This window comes from Burkholderia sp. BCC1993, assembly GCF_905339865.1.
In the GTDB taxonomy this organism is placed as follows: domain Bacteria; phylum Pseudomonadota; class Gammaproteobacteria; order Burkholderiales; family Burkholderiaceae; genus Burkholderia.
This window is the reverse complement of sequence record NZ_CAJPGZ010000009.1, coordinates 59168-74653: the sequence shown is the minus strand read 5'-3', so window position 1 is coordinate 74653 and position 15486 is coordinate 59168. Positions and strand designations below refer to the sequence as shown.

Here is a 15486-nt window from a genome sequence, read left to right as displayed (position 1 = left end):
GCCTGTCTCTTGCGGCTGCGTTGGCGGTTGCTTCGGCGCCTGTATCAGCGCTTGTATGCCTGCAGGCCCGGCTTGATCGCCTTGTCGTCGAGGAACTGCTTCAGCCCCTGCTCGCGGCCGCGCTCCGGATCGCGCAGCTGCGCCTGGTCGAGCTTCGCATACAGATAATCCTCGCACTGCTCCCACGTGAGTTCGCGCGAGCGCTTGAAGCCGTGCTTCGCGGCCCGCAGCACGACCGGGTTCTTGTCCATCAGCCGCGCGGCGAGCGCGATCGTCGCGTCGCGCAGGCCGGCCAGCGGCACGCTGCTGTTCACGAGGCCCATTTCGGCCGCTTCCACGCCGGTGAACGTGTCGCCGGTCATGATGTAGTGCAGCGCGCGGCGATGCCCGACCGTGTCGGCCATCGCCTTGCTGACGAGGTTGCCCGGCGGGATGCCCCAGTTGATCTCCGACAGCCCGAACACCGCTTCGTCCGCCGCGATCGCGAGGTCGCACGCGACGAGCGGCGAGAACCCGCCGCCGAAGCACCAGCCGTTCACCATCGCGATCGTCGGCTTGTTGTACATCCGCAGGCGGCGCCACTGCCATTCCGACGCGTCGCGGCGCACCTTTTCCTGCAGCGCGTCGGAGCCGCCATCGATCTCGCGGAAATATTCCTTCAGATCCATGCCGGCCGTCCACGCGGCGCCCGCCCCGGTCAGCACCAGCACCTTCGCCTCGTCGTCGAACTCGACCGCGTCGAGGACCTCCAGCATCTCCCGGTTCAGCGTCGGGCTCATCGCATTGCGCTTCTCGGGGCGGTTCAGCGTGACCCACGCGATGCCGGCCTCCACGTTCACTTTCACGGTCTGCCAGCGGTTGTCGTACTTGCTCATGTCTGTTCCTGTCGTTCGTTCCTGTGCGATTCGGTGCGCAGCATTCCTGCTGCGGACGGCTTCATTTAATATCAGGCTACCTGATATTGCAAGCGGCATGAGTGGCGGTGTAAACCCGGAGCGGAAAGCAGCGGTGACGACGGAATCGGGGTACGGTCGGGCGACCGGCGACGGCGCGTGCGCGGCAAACGCGGGCCGCACGGGCCCGCGCCGTCAGGTTCGGAAAGGGATCAGCCGCGCAGGTTGCGCGAGAACAGTTCGAGCGCGCACTGCACGTGCGCGGCGTCGTCGGCGGAGATGTCGCCGAGCATGCGCGCCTCGAGCGGGCGCAGCACGGCTTCGCATTCACGCAGCATCGCCGCGCCTGCATCGGTCAGCGTCAGCAGGATGATGCGGCCATGCGACGGGTCGGCCTCGCGCGTGACGAAACCGCGCGCGGCCATCACGCTCATCACCTCGTTCGCCGATTGCGGCGTGATCCACGAGCGCTCGGCCAGCTGCGCGTTCGACGAGGCGCCGCGCGCCTCGAGCACCGACAGCGCCGTGTATTGCGCGAGCGTGATGCCGAGCGGCGCGAGCGCGTCGGTCATGTGACGGCGCAGCAGCCGGTCGAGGCCGCCGATCACATAGGTCAGGCGCTGTTGCACGCGCGCCTTCGGCTTGTCGCCCGTCGCGCGGGCGTGCTTCGCGGCGTTCTTCGGATTCGCGGGCTTGGTCGGTGCGGAACTCATGGTGCGGGCAGGATGGAATTGCGGGCCATCTTACCAGCAGGTCGGTGGCCGAGCGGGTGTTCCGCGAAGCCGGAACGGCACGGCGCACGCACGCAAGCGCGGCAAACCGCGGGCCTGAACGCGACGCCGCCGCGTCAGCGGCATCCCATGAACGGGATCCTTGCAGTGCGCGAATCCGCGATCAGTTGCGCGGCGCGCCTGCGAATCGCGCGGTCGGCAGCCCCGCATGGCGCGTTTGCGCAACGAACACGCCGCCGGCATCGGCATCGGCATCGCTCGCCAGCGCGTCGTCGCTCAATCCGACACGCGCGCTCGTCACGTACAACCGGCCTTCACCGTCGATTGCGACGCAGCTCGGCTGCGCGGTCGGCACGGCCACGCGATCCGTCTCGACACCGTCCGGCCCATAACGCACCACGCGCCGGCCGCCCCACTGTGCGTTCCACAAGCCGCCGTCGCGATCCATCGTCGAGCCGTCCGGGTCGCCGTCGGCATCGGTGAGCCGCGCGAACGGCCGCACGTTGGCCACGTCGCCGCCCGCGCGGTAATCGCAGACGAGAATCTCGCGCACCATCGAATCGCAGAAATGCAGCTTCGCGCCGTCCGGCGAGAACGCGATGCTGTTCGCGATCGCGGCCGCCGGCAATGCAAGCCGTTCGAGCGTGAGGTCCGGATTGAGCCGGTAGAAGCCGCCGACCGCGCGCGGCGGGTCGCCGCCTTCGTCCTTCATCCCGAACACGAACGCGCCGAACGGATCGCAGCGGCCGTCGTTCAGCCGCGTCGGCAAGTCGGGTTCGACGTCGACGATCCGCGTGAATTCGCCGCTGCGCAGATCGAAGAACGCGAGATGCGTCGCAAGCCCGACCAGCAGCACGTCGGGATCATGCGTGAGCGCGAAGCACGCGAGCCGTTCGGGCATCGGCCACTGCGCGAGGTCGGAACCGTCCGCGCGGCAGCGCCACAGCCGCGCGCCTTCGATGTCCGTCCAGTACAGCGCGTGCGTCGCGTCGCACCACGTCGCGCCTTCGCCGAGCGTGTTGCGGCTGTCGACCAGCAGCGCCGCCGCGCCCGGATGAGTCTGTTGCATGCCGTCTCCCGATATCTTTCGCATTCGCAGGCGGCCGCGCGTTCGTCAGGGTCAGATCTTCATCGCGCGCCGCTGGTTGCGACGATACTGGTCGAACAGCACCGCGAGCAACAGAATTCCGCCGCGTATCAGATATTGGTAAAAGGTCGGCACGTTCAAGAGGCTCATCGCGTCCTGCACGGAGCCCATGATCAGCACGCCGACCAGCACGCCGGAAATCGTCGCGACGCCGCCCGTCAGCGACACGCCGCCGAGCACGCACGCGGAGATCACGCCGAGCTCGAGGCCGACCGACGTCTTCGGGTCGCCGAGGCTCATCCGCGACGCGAGCATCACGCCGGCGAAGCCCGTCACGAGGCCCTGCAGCACGAACACCGCGATCTTGATGCGCATCACCGGCAGCCCCGCGAGCAGCGCGGCCTCGCCGTTGCCGCCGACCGCCAGCACGTTCTTGCCGAACACGGTCCGGCGCAAGAGGAAGCCGAACACGACGAAGCCGACGATGTTGCTCCAGATCGGATACGAGATGCCGAGGAACGAGCCGCCGCCGAGATCGAAGAAGCGCTCCTCCGAGATCATCACCGCGTCGCCGTTCGACGTGATGAACGCGAGCCCGCGCACGACTTCCATCATCGCGAGCGTGACGATCAGCGAGTTGATCCGCCAGCGCGCGATCAGCACGCCGTTCACGAGCCCGACCGCGCCGCCCGCGAGCACGCCGGCGGCGATGCCGAGCACGACGCTGTGCGTCGCGGTGATCAGCGTCGACGCGACGACGCCCGAGAACGCGACGATCGACGCGACCGACAGGTCGACTTCGCCGAGCGCGAGCACGAACATCATCGTCACCGCGATCGAGCCGATCAGCGTGACCGACAGCAGCAGGCCCTGGATGTTGCGCGGCGTGAGGAAGTCCGGCACGGTCAGCGACAGCGTCGCGAACAGCACGAGAAACACCATCACGATGCCGGAGCGGTTGATCAGTTGCCACACGCCGCCGCGCGCTCGCGCGGGCGCGGCTGCGGCATCGGGGGACGGGGAAGTGCGTTGGGGTTGCATTGCCTGGCTCATAACGTTTGCTTTCCGGTTGACTGCAGGCCGCTAGCGCGGCAGCGCGAGCTTGATCAGCGCGTCGGGCGTCGCCTGCGCCTTCGCGACCTCGCCCGCGATCCGTCCTTCCTTCATCACGATGATGCGGTCCGCCACGCCGATCACCTCGGCCAGATCGCTCGACACGATGATCACCGTGCGGCCCGCTTCCGCGAGTTCGTAGAACAGGTTGTAGATTTCCGCGCGCGCGCCGACGTCGATGCCGCGCGTCGGCTCGTCCATCAGGAACACGTCGATGCGCTCGGCCAGCCAGCGCGCGAGCACGACCTTCTGCTGGTTGCCGCCCGACAGCGCGCCGATCGGCGTCTCGCCGTCGCGGGTCTTGATCGCGAGCCGCTCGATGTATTTCTGCGCCAGCTCGCGTTCGCGCCGCGCGTCGAGCAGCACGCGCGCCGGGCTGAAATGACGACGCGCGCTGATGTTCAGGTTGTCGGCCACCGACGCGATCGCGACGATGCCTTCCTGCTTGCGGTCCTCGGGGCACAGCGCGATGCCGGCGCGCACCGCGTGCCGCGGGCTCGCGAACGCCACGCGCTTGCCACCCAGCTCGACATGCCCGCCCGTCGGCCGCGCCGCGCCGTACAGCAGCTTCATCAGCTCCGAGCGGCCCGCGCCGACGAGCCCGAAGAAGCCGACGATCTCGCCGCGCCGCGCGGCGAACGACACCGGCTCGGACAGGCCGGGCCCGACGAGCCCCTTCGCCTCGATCAGCACGTCGCCGGCCATGCGCGACCGGTAGCCGTACACGTCCTCGATCGAGCGGCCGACCATGCAGCCGATCAGCCGGTCGCGGTCGAGCTCGGCGACCGATTCGAACGTCTCGATCCGGCGGCCGTCGCGGAACACCGTCACGCGATCGCACAGCGCGTCGACTTCCTCCATGCGGTGCGTGACGTAGATGATCGCGCGGCCCTCGGCGCGCAGCGAACGGATGATGCGGAACAGCTGCGTCGTCTCGCGCGCGGACAGCGAACTCGTCGGCTCGTCGAACGCGATCACGCGCGCGTCGCGCATCAGCGCCTTGCCGATCTCGATCATCTGGCGCTGGCCGATCGACAAATACTTCACCGGGATGTCCGGATCGATGTGCTCGCCGAGCCGCTCCAGCGCATCGAGCGCGCGCACGGCAAGCGCGCGCTCGTCGACCACGCCGAGCCGGCTCGGCAACTGGCCGAGCATCAGGTTCTCGGCGACCGTCAGCTCCGGCACCAGATGCAGCTCCTGGTAGATGATCGCGATGCCGGCCTCGAGCGCGGCGCGCGTCGACGCGAAGCGCTGCACCGTGCCGTTCAGCGTCAGCGTGCCAGCCTGCGGCTGGTTCACGCCGGACAGCACCTTCAGCAGCGTCGACTTGCCCGCGCCGTTCTCGCCCATCAGCCCGTGCACCTCGCCCGCGCGCACCGACAGCGACACGCCGTCGAGCGCGCGCACGCCCGGGAACGTCACCGTGATGCCGTCGAGCGCGAGCAGCGCGCCGCCCGGCGGCGGCGCAGCCGCGCCGGGGGTGGCCGTGCCGTCGTTGCCGGACACCGGCGTCATCGTCTGCATCGTCATCGCGTCGTCGCCCCGCACGCTCAGATGCCGAGTTCGGCGCGCACGGCCTGCCAGTTCGCGCGCGTCATCAGCTTGCCGCTCGTCTGCGTGTCGGCCGCCGGCGTCTTGCCGTTGCGGATCCAGTCGACGAGGTTCTGCGTGCTGTCCTTGCCGTGGTTCGTCGAGCTGACCGCGATCGTCCCGTAGAAGCCGGTCGGCTCCTTCTTCTGGAATTCGGCGAACGCCTCGCCCGCGCCGTTGATGCCGACGCCGATCACGTCGGCCGCCGGGATGTGCAGCTGTTCGGTCGCGCGTACCGCGCCGAGCACGGTTTCCTCGTTCAGCGCGTAGACCACCCACTTCTTGATGTTCGGATGGCGCGCGAGCACGGGCGCTGCCGCGCTGAAGCCGCCTTCGTCGTCGGTCGTCTTCTGCGGCGCGTCGAAGATGTTTTCCTTGCGGAAGCCGTTCGCGAGCAGCGCCTGCGTCGCGCCGTCGGTGCGCAGCTTCGCGGTCGGCAGCTCGTTGTTGGTGACGCGCAGCGCGCCGACTTCCTCCGGCTTCCAGCCGCGCCGCTTCATCTCGTCGGCGATCGCCTGGCCGACCTGGTTGCCGATCTTGGTCGCCGACATCCCGAGGTGCGGCACGTTCTGCAGCGGCTTGCCGGTCGAGTCGACGAGCTGGTCGTCGACCGTCACGAACTTCATGTTGTAGCGCTTCGCGCGCGACGCGATCGCCGGCCCGAGGCGCACGTCGGGTGCGCAGATCACGAAGCCCTGCGCGCCTTGCGAGCCGAGGTTGTCGATCGCGGCGAGCACCTTCTCGCCGTCCGGCGTGCCGATCTTCACGACCGAGAAGTTCTCCTTCTGGCCGAGCGCGGACGCCGCGTTCTGCTCGTTGATGAACCATGCCTGCTCAGGCATCTTCACCAGGAAGCCGATCTTCAGCGGCGCGTCGGCGTGCGCGGCGCCCTGCATCCCGAGCGGCGCGAGGCAAAGCGCGGCCAGCAGCGCGCGCAGCGTGTGGCGGCGGATCGTGTGGGTCGTGCGGTTCATACGGTGTCTCCTTGTCTGTTGGCTTGGGTCTTCAACTTTCGTCGTGCGCGGCCGCGCTCGCGGCGGCGCGCGCCGGCACGGTGTCAGCGGCCGAACGCGTCGGTCCCGACGCGCCGCCCGAACAGGAACGCATCGGCGACGAGCCGCAACGGCCGCACGTCGACGTCGCTTTCGCCGCGCGCGATCAGCGCGCGGAACTGCGCATACAGCGCCGGGTACTCGCGCTGCGGCCCGATCTCGATCGGCTCGCCCGCAATCGACAATTGCGCGCCGCCGCGGCTGATCGCGAGCACGCCGTCCGACGTGTCGACCGCGATCTCCCATTGCTCGACGGGGCCGTGCCGCCAGTCGAATTCCGCGCGCACGGGCACGCCGTGCGTATCGGCGCACTCGAGTTCGGCCGCGATCGGCATCTGCGCGTCGCTCGGCACGTAGAGCGTCGCCTCGCGCAGCACGAGTTCGCGCGGCAGGATCCGCGTGACGATCGACAGCGCGTTGATGCCCGGATCGAACACACCGAGGCCGCCGGGCTCCCAGATCCACTGCTGGCCCGGATGCCAGCGCCGCACGTCCTCCTTCCAGCGCACCTGCACCGCGCGGATCGTGCGCGTCGCGAGCCACGCGCGCGCCGGTTCCACCGCGCTCGCGCAGCGCGAATGCCAGGTCGCGAACAGCGTGAGGCCGCGTTCGCGCGCGAGCGCGTCCAGCGCGGCCACTTCGCCGAGCGTCGCGCCCGGCGGCTTCTCGAGCATCACGTGCTTGCCGGCTTCGAGCGCGGCGCGTGCCTGCGCGTAGCGCACCTGCGGCGGCGCGCACAGCGACACGGCGTCGAGCTCGGGCTCGGCGGCCAGCAGCGCGCCCAGGTCCTGGTAGTTGCGCACGCCGTCGACTTCCGCATGACGGCTCGCGCACGCGGTCAGCACGAAACCCGGTTCGGCGGCGATCGCCGGCAAATGCTGGTCGCGCGCGATCTTGCCGATCCCGATCACGCCCAGTGAAATCACGTCGCTCATCTGCGTTTCTCCTTCGCCACTTGCTCAGTGCGCCCAGCGCAGCACGAGCGGATCGAGCCGGTGCGCGATCGCGAGCAGCTCCGCGCGCGTGTCCGGGTGCAGTTCCGGCATCGGGTGCCGCGGCCGTTCGCACGCGATCACGCCGCCGGCGCGCATCAGCGCCTTCGCAGTGAGGATCCCGGACTGGCGGTTCTCGTGATTGATCAGCGGCAGCCACGTCTGATAGCGCGCGAACGCCTCGTCCTGCCGCCTTTCGCGGAATGCCTCGAGGATCGGCCGGATGCCGTCCGGAAAGCCGCCGCCCGTCATCGCACCGGTCGCGCCGGCATGCAGGTCGGCGAGCAGCGTGATCGCCTCCTCGCCGTCCCACGGCCCTTCGATCGCGTCGCCGCCGAGCCGGATCAGCTCGCGCAGCTTGTTCGCCGCCCCCGGCGTCTCGATCTTGAAGTACGCGACCTGCTCGATCTCGCGCGCCATGCGCGCGAGGAACGGCGCGGACAGCGCGGTGCCGCTCGCGGGCGCATCCTGGATCATGATCGGGATGTCGATCGCGTCCGACACGCGTGCGAAGAAGTCGAAGATCTGCGCTTCGGGCACGCGGAACGTCGCGCCGTGATACGGCGGCATCGCCATCACCATCGCCGCGCCGAGCTGCTGCGCGCGCAGGCTGCGCGCCGCGCACACCTGCGTGCTGTAGTGCGACGTCGTGACGATCACCGGCACGCGGCCGGCGACGTGTTCGAGGATCGTGCGCGTGAGCACGTCGCGTTCGTCGTCGGTGATCGCGAACTGCTCGGAGAAGTTCGCGAGGATGCACAGCCCGTCCGAGCCCGCGTCGATCATGAAGTCGACTGCGCGCTTCTGGCTCGCGAGGTCGAGCTCGCCGGTCTCGGAAAACGTCGTCGGGACGACGGGGAAGATGCCGCGATAGCGCGGCGTGCTGCTCGATGTCATGGTTCGGTCCTGCGTCAGTCGAAGCGGCGTTCAGCCGGAAAACACGGGGTTCAGGATTCGCCGGCGAATGTGCCCGCGGCCGGCTCGGGCGCGCGCAGCGCGGCGCGCACCACGAACGTCATCAGCACCGCGAACAGCAACGTCGCCGCGAGGAAGTACAGGCCGGCCGCGAGGCTGCCGGTCGACGCCTTGATCAGGCCGATGCCGTACGGCCCCAGGTAGCCGCCGAGATTCGCGAGCGAATTGATCGCGGCGATGCCGACCGCCGCGCTCGTGCCGGTGAGGAATTCGCCGGGCAGCGCCCACACGACGGCCTGGATCGAATACAGCGAGAACGCGGTCAGGCAGATGAACAGGAATTGCAGCGCCGGTTCGCGCACCCACGCGCTCGCGGCCATCGTCACGGCGGCGGCCGCCGACACGACGACGATGTGCCAGTAACGCTCGCGCTTGCGATCCGAATGACGCGGCACGACGAGCAGGCCGACCACCGCGAACAGGTACGGCACCGCGGACAGCAGCCCCGTCGCCGCCTCGCCGGTGCCGAACGCGTGGATGATCGTCGGCAGCCACAGCGACAGCCCGTAGATGCACAGCGGAAACGGCAGGAACAGCGCGGCGAGCAGCAGTACGCGGCGGTCGCGCAATGCGGCGAGCGGATTGCCGTGCGAATCGGGGCGATAGGTGTCGCGATCGGTGGCGAGCTGCCGCGCGATCCAGCGGCGCTCGTCGTCGTTCAGCCAGCGCGCATGCGCGGGCGATTCGGGCAGCAGCCGCAGCGTGGGCCACACGAGCAGCACGGCCGGCAGGCCGCTGACGACGAACAGCGTCTGCCAGTCCGACAGGCCGAGCAGCCCGTGCGTCGACAGCAGCCAACCGGCGAGCGGGCCCGTCACGATGCCGGCGAGCGGCTGCGCAAGGACGAGCAGGCCGATCACGCGGGCACGGTCGCGCATCGGGAACCATTGCGTGAGGAAGTACAGGATGCCGGGATAGAGGCCGGCTTCGGCCGCGCCGAGCAGGAAGCGCAGCACGTAGAAGCTGGTCGGCCCCTGTATCAGCGCCATCGCCATCGTGATCACGCCCCACGTCGCGAGGATGCGTGCGAACCAGACGCGCGCGCCGAAGCGTCCGAGCGCGAGGTTGCTCGGCACCTCGCACAGGAAGTAGCCGATGAAGAACAGTCCGGCGCCAAGTCCGTACGCGGCATCGCCGAGGCCGATCGCCGCGTTCATGTGCAGCTTCGCGAAGCCGACGACGGTGCGGTCGACGTAGGCGACCACGTAGATCAGCGCGAGGAACGGCACGAGCTTGCGCGTGAGCAGACGGGTCAGTTGCCGTTCGTCGACGGCTGCCGGCGAATCGGACTGGTCCGCCACGGCGTGCGCGGGGGGGTACTGCGTCGTCATCTTGTCTCCTGTCGGCGTACGTTAGCGCTTTAGCGCTTACGTACGCCCCATGCTTCGCGGTCGGCCACCGTTAGCGCTTTAGCGCTTACGGGGGTCCCATGCTTCGCGGTCGGCGTACGTTAGCGCTTCAGCGCTTGCGTGCGCCCCAAGCTTTGCGGTCGGCGTACCTTGGCGCTTTAGCGCTTGCGTACGCCCCATGCTTCGCGCTCGACCACGGCCGGCGCGTCAACTTGTTTCCCTCAGGCCCCGCCGCGGTCCGCGTCCCTGCACGGCTATGCACCGCTCAATGCGAATGGCTCGGCACGTCCGCGCCGCGCGTGCCGACCAGGAAGTCGAGGTCGCACCCCTCGTCGGCCTGCAGCACGTGATCGATATACAGCCGCGCATAGCCGCCCTTGCCGAGCTGCCCGGCCACGCCCGGCGCCGCGGTCGGATCGACGTCCGACAGGCGCCGCTGCAGTTCGTCATCCGTAATATCCAGATGCAGCGTGCCGGCCTCGCAGTCGAGCTCGATCCAGTCGCCGTTGCGCACGGCGGCGAGCGGCCCGCCCGCGGCCGCTTCCGGCGCGACGTGCAGCACGACCGTGCCGTATGCGGTGCCGCTCATCCGCGCATCCGAGATCCGCACCATGTCCTTCACGCCCTGACGCAGCAGCTTCGGCGGCAGCCCCATGTTGCCGACCTCGGCCATCCCCGGATAACCGCGCGGCCCGCAGTTCTTCAGCACCAGCACCGAGCTCGCGTCGACGTCGAGCGCTTCGTCGTTGATCGTCGCCTTGTAGTGATCGAGATTCTCGAACACCACCGCGCGGCCGCGATGCTTCAGCAGCTCGGGGCTCGCCGCCGACGGCTTCAGCACCGCGCCGCGCGGCGCGAGATTGCCGCGCAGGATGCAGATCCCGCCGTCGGCGATCAGCGGCCGGTCGAGCGGGCGGATCACCTCGTCGTCGTAGTTCGGCGCTTCGCGCACGTTGTCCCACAGCGACTTTCCGTTGACCGTCAGCGCGTCCGGGTGCGGCAGCAGCCCGCCTTCGCCGAGCCGGCGCAGCACGGCCGGCAGCCCGCCCGCGTAATAGAACTCCTCCATCAGGAAGCGCCCCGACGGCATCAGGTCGACGATCGTCGGCGTGTCGCGGCCGATGCGCATCCAGTCCTCGAGTTCGAGCGGCACGCCGATGCGGCCCGCGATCGCCTTCAGGTGGATCACCGCGTTGGTCGAGCCGCCGATCGCCGCGTTCGCGCGGATCGCGTTCTCGAATGCGGCGCGCGTCAGGACCTTCGACAGCACGAGCCCTTCGAGCGCCATCTCGACGATGCGGATGCCCGACATGTGCGCGAGCACGTAGCGGCGCGAATCGACCGCCGGAATCGCCGCGTTGTGCGGCAGCGCGACGCCGAGCGCCTCGGCCATGCACGCCATCGTCGACGCGGTGCCCATCGTGTTGCAGGTGCCGGCCGAGCGCGACATGCCGGCCTCGGCCGACAGGAAGTGGTGCAGGTCGATCTCGCCTGCCTTCAACGCTTCATGCAGCTGCCACACGGCCGTGCCCGAGCCGATGTTCTTGCCTTCGAGCTTGCCGTTCAGCATCGGCCCGCCCGACACGACGATCGCCGGCACGTCGCAACTCGCCGCGCCCATCAGCAGCGCGGGGGTCGTCTTGTCGCAGCCGGCGAGCAGCACGACCGCGTCGATCGGGTTGCCGCGGATCGCTTCCTCGACGTCCATCGACGCCAGGTTGCGCGTGAGCATCGCCGACGGCCGCAGGTTCGATTCGCCGTTCGAGAACACCGGGAACTCGACCGGGAACCCGCCCGCTTCGGAGATCCCGCGCTTCACGTGCTCCGCGAGCTTGCGGAAGTGCGCGTTGCACGGCGTCAATTCGGACCACGTGTTGCAGATGCCGATGATCGGCCGGCCGTCGAACTCGTGATCGGGGATGCCCTGGTTCTTCATCCAGCTCCGGTACATGAAGCCGTTCTTGTCGTTGGTGCCGAACCATTGGGTGGAGCGCAGCCTGGGTTTCGTTGCCGACATCGTCAGTCCTGTGGTGACGGGATACCGGCGCAGTCTAGGCAGAATTTTGATAACTGGCTAATGACGTTTTAGGCGATTACGATATCGATTCCGATATCGATATAAACCCGTACGATGCCCGAAGCCAGCCCGTGGGGAAACCGCAGCCGCCTGAAGACCCGCCAGCTCCTGCTGGTCGTCGCGCTCGCCGACGAAGGCAGCATCCACCGCGCGGCGGCCGCGCTGAGCATGACGCAGCCGGCCGCGTCGAAGCTGCTGCGCGAGCTCGAGGAATCGATCGGCGCGGTGCTGTTCGAGCGGCTGCCGCGCGGGATGCGGCCGACGCTGTACGGCGACGCGCTGATCCGCCACGCGCGCGCGGCGCTCGGCAGCCTCGACCAGGCGCGCGAGGAGCTGGCCGCGCTGAAGGCCGGCCATCTCGGGCACGTGGCGGTGGGCGCGATCACGTCGCCGGGGCTGCGGCTCGTGCCGCCGGCCGTCGCGGCCGTCAAGGGGACGCATGCGAACGTGCGCGTGTCGGTGACGATCGACACGAGCAACGTGCTGCTCGAACACCTCGCGCAGGACAAGCTCGACATCGTGCTCGGCCGGCTGTCCGCCGAACACGACAAGCTGCACCTGCGCTACGAGCCACTGACCGGCGAGCCGGTCGCCGCGGTCGTGCGGCCCGGCCATCCGCTGCTCGCGCAGGCGCCGCTGTCGCTCGCCGATGTGCAGCGCGCCGCGTGGGTCATGCCGCCGGCCGGCAGCGTGCTGCGTCATCGCTTCGAGCTGGTGTTCCAGCGCGCGAGCCTCGCACCGCCCGCGAACGTGGTCGAGACGGCGGCGCTGCTGTTCATCACGCAGCTGATCGAGCAGAGCGACATGATCGCGGTGCTGGCGGAGGACGTCGCGCAGTACTACGCGCGCCACGGAATCGTCACGGTGCTGCCGCTGGAGATGGATTGCCGGATGGACGATTTCGGGATCATCACGCGCACGGACCGGCTGCCGTCGCCGGCTGTCGAGGTGATGGCCGATGCGATTCGGACGGCGGCTCGGGAGGTGTACGGGATCGTGTTGTGAGGCGACGCGGCCCGGTTTCGTCGGGCCTGCTCGCCTGTTGAAAGGCACGCATGCGCCCGCGTCCCGCGTTTCGGTTACGCCCGGTGCGCAGCGAACCCCGCCCGTTCCACGGCCGGCATCACGCGTCGGCGACCTCGATCACCGGCTCGCACCGGATCGGGAAGTTCACGGAGTTCGCCACATAGCACTTCGCATGCGCATCATGATGCAGCCGCTCGGCCAGCTCGCGATCGTCGCCCGCCTGGATCGTCACGCGCGGGTGCAGCACGATTTCGGTGAAGCGCCCTTCGTCGGTGCTGTCGACCATCGTCCCTTCCGCATCGTCGACATACGCGAGTACGCGGATCCCCGCATCGGAGCACAGATGCAAATACCAGAGCTTGTGACACGCCGATGCCGACGCGAGCAGCAAATCTTCCGGATTCCAGCGCGCCGCATCGCCGCGGAACGCCGCGTCCGACGAGCCCGGAATGTCCGGCTTCGAACCCGCGCGGATCACATGATCGCGGCCATATTCGCGATACCCCGACGTGCCGGTTCCCCGATTGCCGGTCCACTCCACTGCCACGCGGTACTTGTGTTCGCCATGCGCCATCTCGCTCTCCTTCGATATCGGAACGTGAGGCCATCATTGTGGCACCGGAATTTCCTTTGGTATACCATTATTCCAAAATGAGGAGCGCAGAAACATGGAAGCCAGACTCGATTCGACGGCGGACGCGGTGGCCGCATCGTTGCGTGAGATGATCATCAACGGCGAGTTGCAGGCAGGCGAGCGGCTCGTCGAGCGCGACCTCGCCGACCGCTTCGGCATCAGCCGGATTCCGATGCGCGAAGCGATCCAGCGCCTCGAACGCGAAGGATTGCTGGATATCTTCAGGAATCGCGGCGCGGTCGTGCGGATGCTGAGCGCATCCGACGTGCAGGAGATCTACGACATGCGCACGTTGCTCGAAGGCGACGCGATCTACCGCAGCGTGAAGCGGCTCGACGACGAAACGCTCGCGCGCGCCGAACTCGTGCACCGGCTGCTCGGCGAGTCGAACGTGCCGCGCCGGCAAGGCGAGCTGAACCGCGAATTCCATGCGCTGCTGTACTCGTGCTGCGGCAACGAGCGGCAGTTGAAGGCGATCGCGGAGCTGCGCAGCCAGGTCGAGCGCTACGAGCGACTTCAGGCAACGTTGCTCGCGGATACGCCGTCATTCCAGGTCGAGCATGAAGAAATCCTGCACGCGTGCCGCGAACGCAACGCACGTGGCGCGCGCGCGATGACGGTCGCGCACCTCGATTCGGCCCGACGCATCGTGATGCGGCTCGTCGAGGACGACCTGCGCCTTGGGGCGTGATCGAGCCACTCTTGTGATTCCATCTACCGGCCCGCGGCCGGCCTCTACTCAGGCTTAGCCCGTCGGCTTCGGCTTCGGCTTCGGCTTCGGCTTCGGCTTCGGCTTCGGCTTCGGCTTCGGCTTCGGCTTCGGCTTCGGCTTCGGCTTCGGCTTCGGCTTCGGCTTCGGCTTCGGCTTCGGCTTCGGCTTCGGCAAGCATGACACTACGCGACGCGCCCCGTGCGGCCGCCTTCGCCCGCTAAGCCATCGTGCGCCGCCCCCGCGCCACCCCCGTCGTCCCGCGCACCACCAGCCTCGGCACCGGCGCCGTCCGCACGCGCGATGCATCGTCGACCTGACCGCCCGCCTCGCGCAACGCGTTGAGCAGTTCGACCGCGAGCCCCGCGGCCTCGGCGGTCGGAATCGCGACGGTCGTCAACGTAGGACGCGTATCGCTCGCCAGATGAATATCGGTGATGCCGACGATCGACAGATCGTCAGGCACACGCCGGCCGCGATCGGCGGCCGCGTGCAGCGCGCCGATCGCGGGCAGGTCGTTGGTCGCGACCAGCGCGGTCAGCCCGGGATGCGCGTCGAGCAGCCGGCCCGCCGCACGCACACCGCCTTCGATCGAATCGGGCTCGGCCGCGACGATCGACGCGTCGAGCCCCGCTTCGCGCATCACGTCGACGAAGCCGTCGTAGCGCGCCGCCTGCACGCCGCTCGCCGAGCCGCCGACGATCACGCCGATCGTCTTGTGCCCGAGTTCGACCAGATGCCGCGTCGCAATCCGCCCCGCCTCGCGAAAATCCACCGCGACGCATGGCAAGCCTTCGGGCGGCGCATCGGGCCGCTCCCACAGACACAGCACGACCGGCACGCCGCGCCGCGCGACGTCGACCAGATCCGGCAGGTGCAGGTTCGCGTTGGTCACGAGAATGCCTTCGGAAATCGTGCCGGCGATCTGGTCGAGATACGCGCGCCCCTGCAATGGATCTTCGTTCGTATTGCAGACGATCAGGAATTGCCCGTTGCGCCGCACCGCGCGCTCGACCGCGAGCGCGAACTCCGGATAGAACGGGTTCGCGATGCTCGACACCATCAGCGCGACCGTCGGCGCGCGCCCTTCCGCGAGCGCCCGCGCGGCCAGATGCGGCCGGTAGCCAAGCGCCTTCACCGCTTCGAGCACCCGCGCGCGGGTGGCTTCGCCGACCCGGCCGCGGTTGCGCAGCACGTTCGAGACCGTCGCGGCCGTCACGCCGGCGCGGCGGGCCACTTCATCGAGTGTCGCCAT

At 68.9% G+C, this 15486-nt stretch carries 15 protein-coding genes; 2 read left to right on the top strand and 13 right to left on the bottom strand.

Annotation, left to right across the window (positions count from 1 at the left end; genetic code table 11):
* Window positions 1-44: 44 nt before the first annotated feature.
* From U4Y91_RS16460 to U4Y91_RS16415, 10 genes are all read right to left on the bottom strand, one after another.
* A complete protein-coding gene (locus U4Y91_RS16460; protein WP_321805919.1) occupies window positions 45-875 on the bottom strand; it encodes a p-hydroxycinnamoyl CoA hydratase/lyase in 831 nt (276 codons plus the stop codon).
* A 230-nt stretch (window positions 876-1105) separates the two neighbouring features.
* On the bottom strand, window positions 1106-1606 hold the full coding sequence (locus tag U4Y91_RS16455; RefSeq protein ID WP_321805918.1) for a MarR family winged helix-turn-helix transcriptional regulator: 501 nt from the start codon (window positions 1604-1606) through the stop codon (window positions 1106-1108).
* 181 nt (window positions 1607-1787) lie between these two features.
* Window positions 1788-2693 (bottom strand): SMP-30/gluconolactonase/LRE family protein, encoded by a 906-nt coding sequence (locus U4Y91_RS16450; protein WP_321805917.1) that lies wholly within the window; start codon window positions 2691-2693, stop codon window positions 1788-1790.
* A gap of 51 nt (window positions 2694-2744) precedes the next feature.
* Window positions 2745-3764 (bottom strand): L-arabinose ABC transporter permease AraH, encoded by a 1020-nt coding sequence (gene araH, locus U4Y91_RS16445; protein WP_124666292.1) that lies wholly within the window; start codon window positions 3762-3764, stop codon window positions 2745-2747.
* Between the two features lie 30 nt (window positions 3765-3794).
* Entirely contained in the window at window positions 3795-5357 is a 1563-nt protein-coding gene (gene araG, locus U4Y91_RS16440; RefSeq protein ID WP_321805916.1) for an L-arabinose ABC transporter ATP-binding protein AraG, read from the bottom strand.
* Between the two features lie 20 nt (window positions 5358-5377).
* Window positions 5378-6391 carry an arabinose ABC transporter substrate-binding protein gene (locus U4Y91_RS16435; protein ID WP_321805915.1) on the bottom strand — a complete coding sequence of 338 codons (1014 nt, stop codon included), beginning with the start codon at window positions 6389-6391 and terminating at the stop codon, window positions 5378-5380.
* A gap of 83 nt (window positions 6392-6474) precedes the next feature.
* Complete coding sequence (locus U4Y91_RS16430) at window positions 6475-7404, bottom strand: Gfo/Idh/MocA family oxidoreductase (RefSeq protein WP_321805914.1); 930 nt, start codon at window positions 7402-7404, stop codon at window positions 6475-6477.
* A gap of 24 nt (window positions 7405-7428) precedes the next feature.
* Window positions 7429-8358, bottom strand: a complete 930-nt coding sequence (locus U4Y91_RS16425) for a dihydrodipicolinate synthase family protein (protein WP_321805913.1) — start codon at window positions 8356-8358, stop codon at window positions 7429-7431.
* 50 nt (window positions 8359-8408) lie between these two features.
* A complete protein-coding gene (locus U4Y91_RS16420) occupies window positions 8409-9767 on the bottom strand; it encodes an MFS transporter (protein ID WP_321805912.1) in 1359 nt (452 codons plus the stop codon).
* A 283-nt stretch (window positions 9768-10050) separates the two neighbouring features.
* Entirely contained in the window at window positions 10051-11802 is a 1752-nt protein-coding gene (locus U4Y91_RS16415; RefSeq protein ID WP_057925500.1) for an IlvD/Edd family dehydratase, read from the bottom strand.
* Window positions 11803-11916: 114 nt separating this feature from the next.
* On the opposite strand from U4Y91_RS16415, the gene U4Y91_RS16410 reads away from it, so the two are divergent.
* Window positions 11917-12867 carry a LysR substrate-binding domain-containing protein gene (locus tag U4Y91_RS16410; RefSeq protein WP_321805911.1) on the top strand — a complete coding sequence of 317 codons (951 nt, stop codon included), beginning with the start codon at window positions 11917-11919 and terminating at the stop codon, window positions 12865-12867.
* Window positions 12868-12985: 118 nt separating this feature from the next.
* On the opposite strand, the gene U4Y91_RS16405 is transcribed toward U4Y91_RS16410, so the two are convergent.
* Window positions 12986-13462 (bottom strand): OsmC family protein, encoded by a 477-nt coding sequence (locus U4Y91_RS16405; RefSeq protein WP_321805910.1) that lies wholly within the window; start codon window positions 13460-13462, stop codon window positions 12986-12988.
* A gap of 94 nt (window positions 13463-13556) precedes the next feature.
* On the opposite strand from U4Y91_RS16405, the gene U4Y91_RS16400 reads away from it, so the two are divergent.
* Entirely contained in the window at window positions 13557-14213 is a 657-nt protein-coding gene (locus tag U4Y91_RS16400; protein ID WP_321805909.1) for a GntR family transcriptional regulator, read from the top strand.
* 54 nt (window positions 14214-14267) lie between these two features.
* Here U4Y91_RS16400 and U4Y91_RS16395 read toward each other — a convergent pair whose 3' ends face one another.
* A complete protein-coding gene (locus U4Y91_RS16395; RefSeq protein WP_321798052.1) occupies window positions 14268-14408 on the bottom strand; it encodes a hypothetical protein in 141 nt (46 codons plus the stop codon).
* Between the two features lie 43 nt (window positions 14409-14451).
* The gene (locus tag U4Y91_RS16390) at window positions 14452-15486 is read right to left on the bottom strand and encodes a LacI family DNA-binding transcriptional regulator (protein ID WP_321806132.1); all 1035 of its coding nucleotides are present in this window, start codon (window positions 15484-15486) and stop codon (window positions 14452-14454) included.

What these genes read in the sequence shown, in the direction of transcription:
- U4Y91_RS16460 (WP_321805919.1), bottom strand. Translation starts at nt 875, where the DNA reads ATGAGCAAGTACGACAACCGCTGGCAGACCGTGAAAGTGAACGTGGAG.
- U4Y91_RS16455 (WP_321805918.1), bottom strand. Translation starts at nt 1,606, where the DNA reads ATGAGTTCCGCACCGACCAAGCCCGCGAATCCGAAGAACGCCGCGAAG.
- araG (WP_321805916.1), bottom strand. Translation starts at nt 5,357, where the DNA reads ATGACGATGCAGACGATGACGCCGGTGTCCGGCAACGACGGCACGGCC.
- U4Y91_RS16415 (WP_057925500.1), bottom strand. Translation starts at nt 11,802, where the DNA reads ATGTCGGCAACGAAACCCAGGCTGCGCTCCACCCAATGGTTCGGCACC.
- U4Y91_RS16425 (WP_321805913.1), bottom strand. Translation starts at nt 8,358, where the DNA reads ATGACATCGAGCAGCACGCCGCGCTATCGCGGCATCTTCCCCGTCGTC.
- U4Y91_RS16430 (WP_321805914.1), bottom strand. Translation starts at nt 7,404, where the DNA reads ATGAGCGACGTGATTTCACTGGGCGTGATCGGGATCGGCAAGATCGCG.
- U4Y91_RS16400 (WP_321805909.1), top strand. Translation starts at nt 13,557, where the DNA reads ATGGAAGCCAGACTCGATTCGACGGCGGACGCGGTGGCCGCATCGTTG.
- U4Y91_RS16420 (WP_321805912.1), bottom strand. Translation starts at nt 9,767, where the DNA reads ATGACGACGCAGTACCCCCCCGCGCACGCCGTGGCGGACCAGTCCGAT.
- U4Y91_RS16410 (WP_321805911.1), top strand. Translation starts at nt 11,917, where the DNA reads ATGCCCGAAGCCAGCCCGTGGGGAAACCGCAGCCGCCTGAAGACCCGC.
- araH (WP_124666292.1), bottom strand. Translation starts at nt 3,764, where the DNA reads ATGAGCCAGGCAATGCAACCCCAACGCACTTCCCCGTCCCCCGATGCC.
- U4Y91_RS16390 (WP_321806132.1), bottom strand. Translation starts at nt 15,486, where the DNA reads ATGGCGACACTCGATGAAGTGGCCCGCCGCGCCGGCGTGACGGCCGCG.
- U4Y91_RS16405 (WP_321805910.1), bottom strand. Translation starts at nt 13,462, where the DNA reads ATGGCGCATGGCGAACACAAGTACCGCGTGGCAGTGGAGTGGACCGGC.
- U4Y91_RS16435 (WP_321805915.1), bottom strand. Translation starts at nt 6,391, where the DNA reads ATGAACCGCACGACCCACACGATCCGCCGCCACACGCTGCGCGCGCTG.
- U4Y91_RS16450 (WP_321805917.1), bottom strand. Translation starts at nt 2,693, where the DNA reads ATGCAACAGACTCATCCGGGCGCGGCGGCGCTGCTGGTCGACAGCCGC.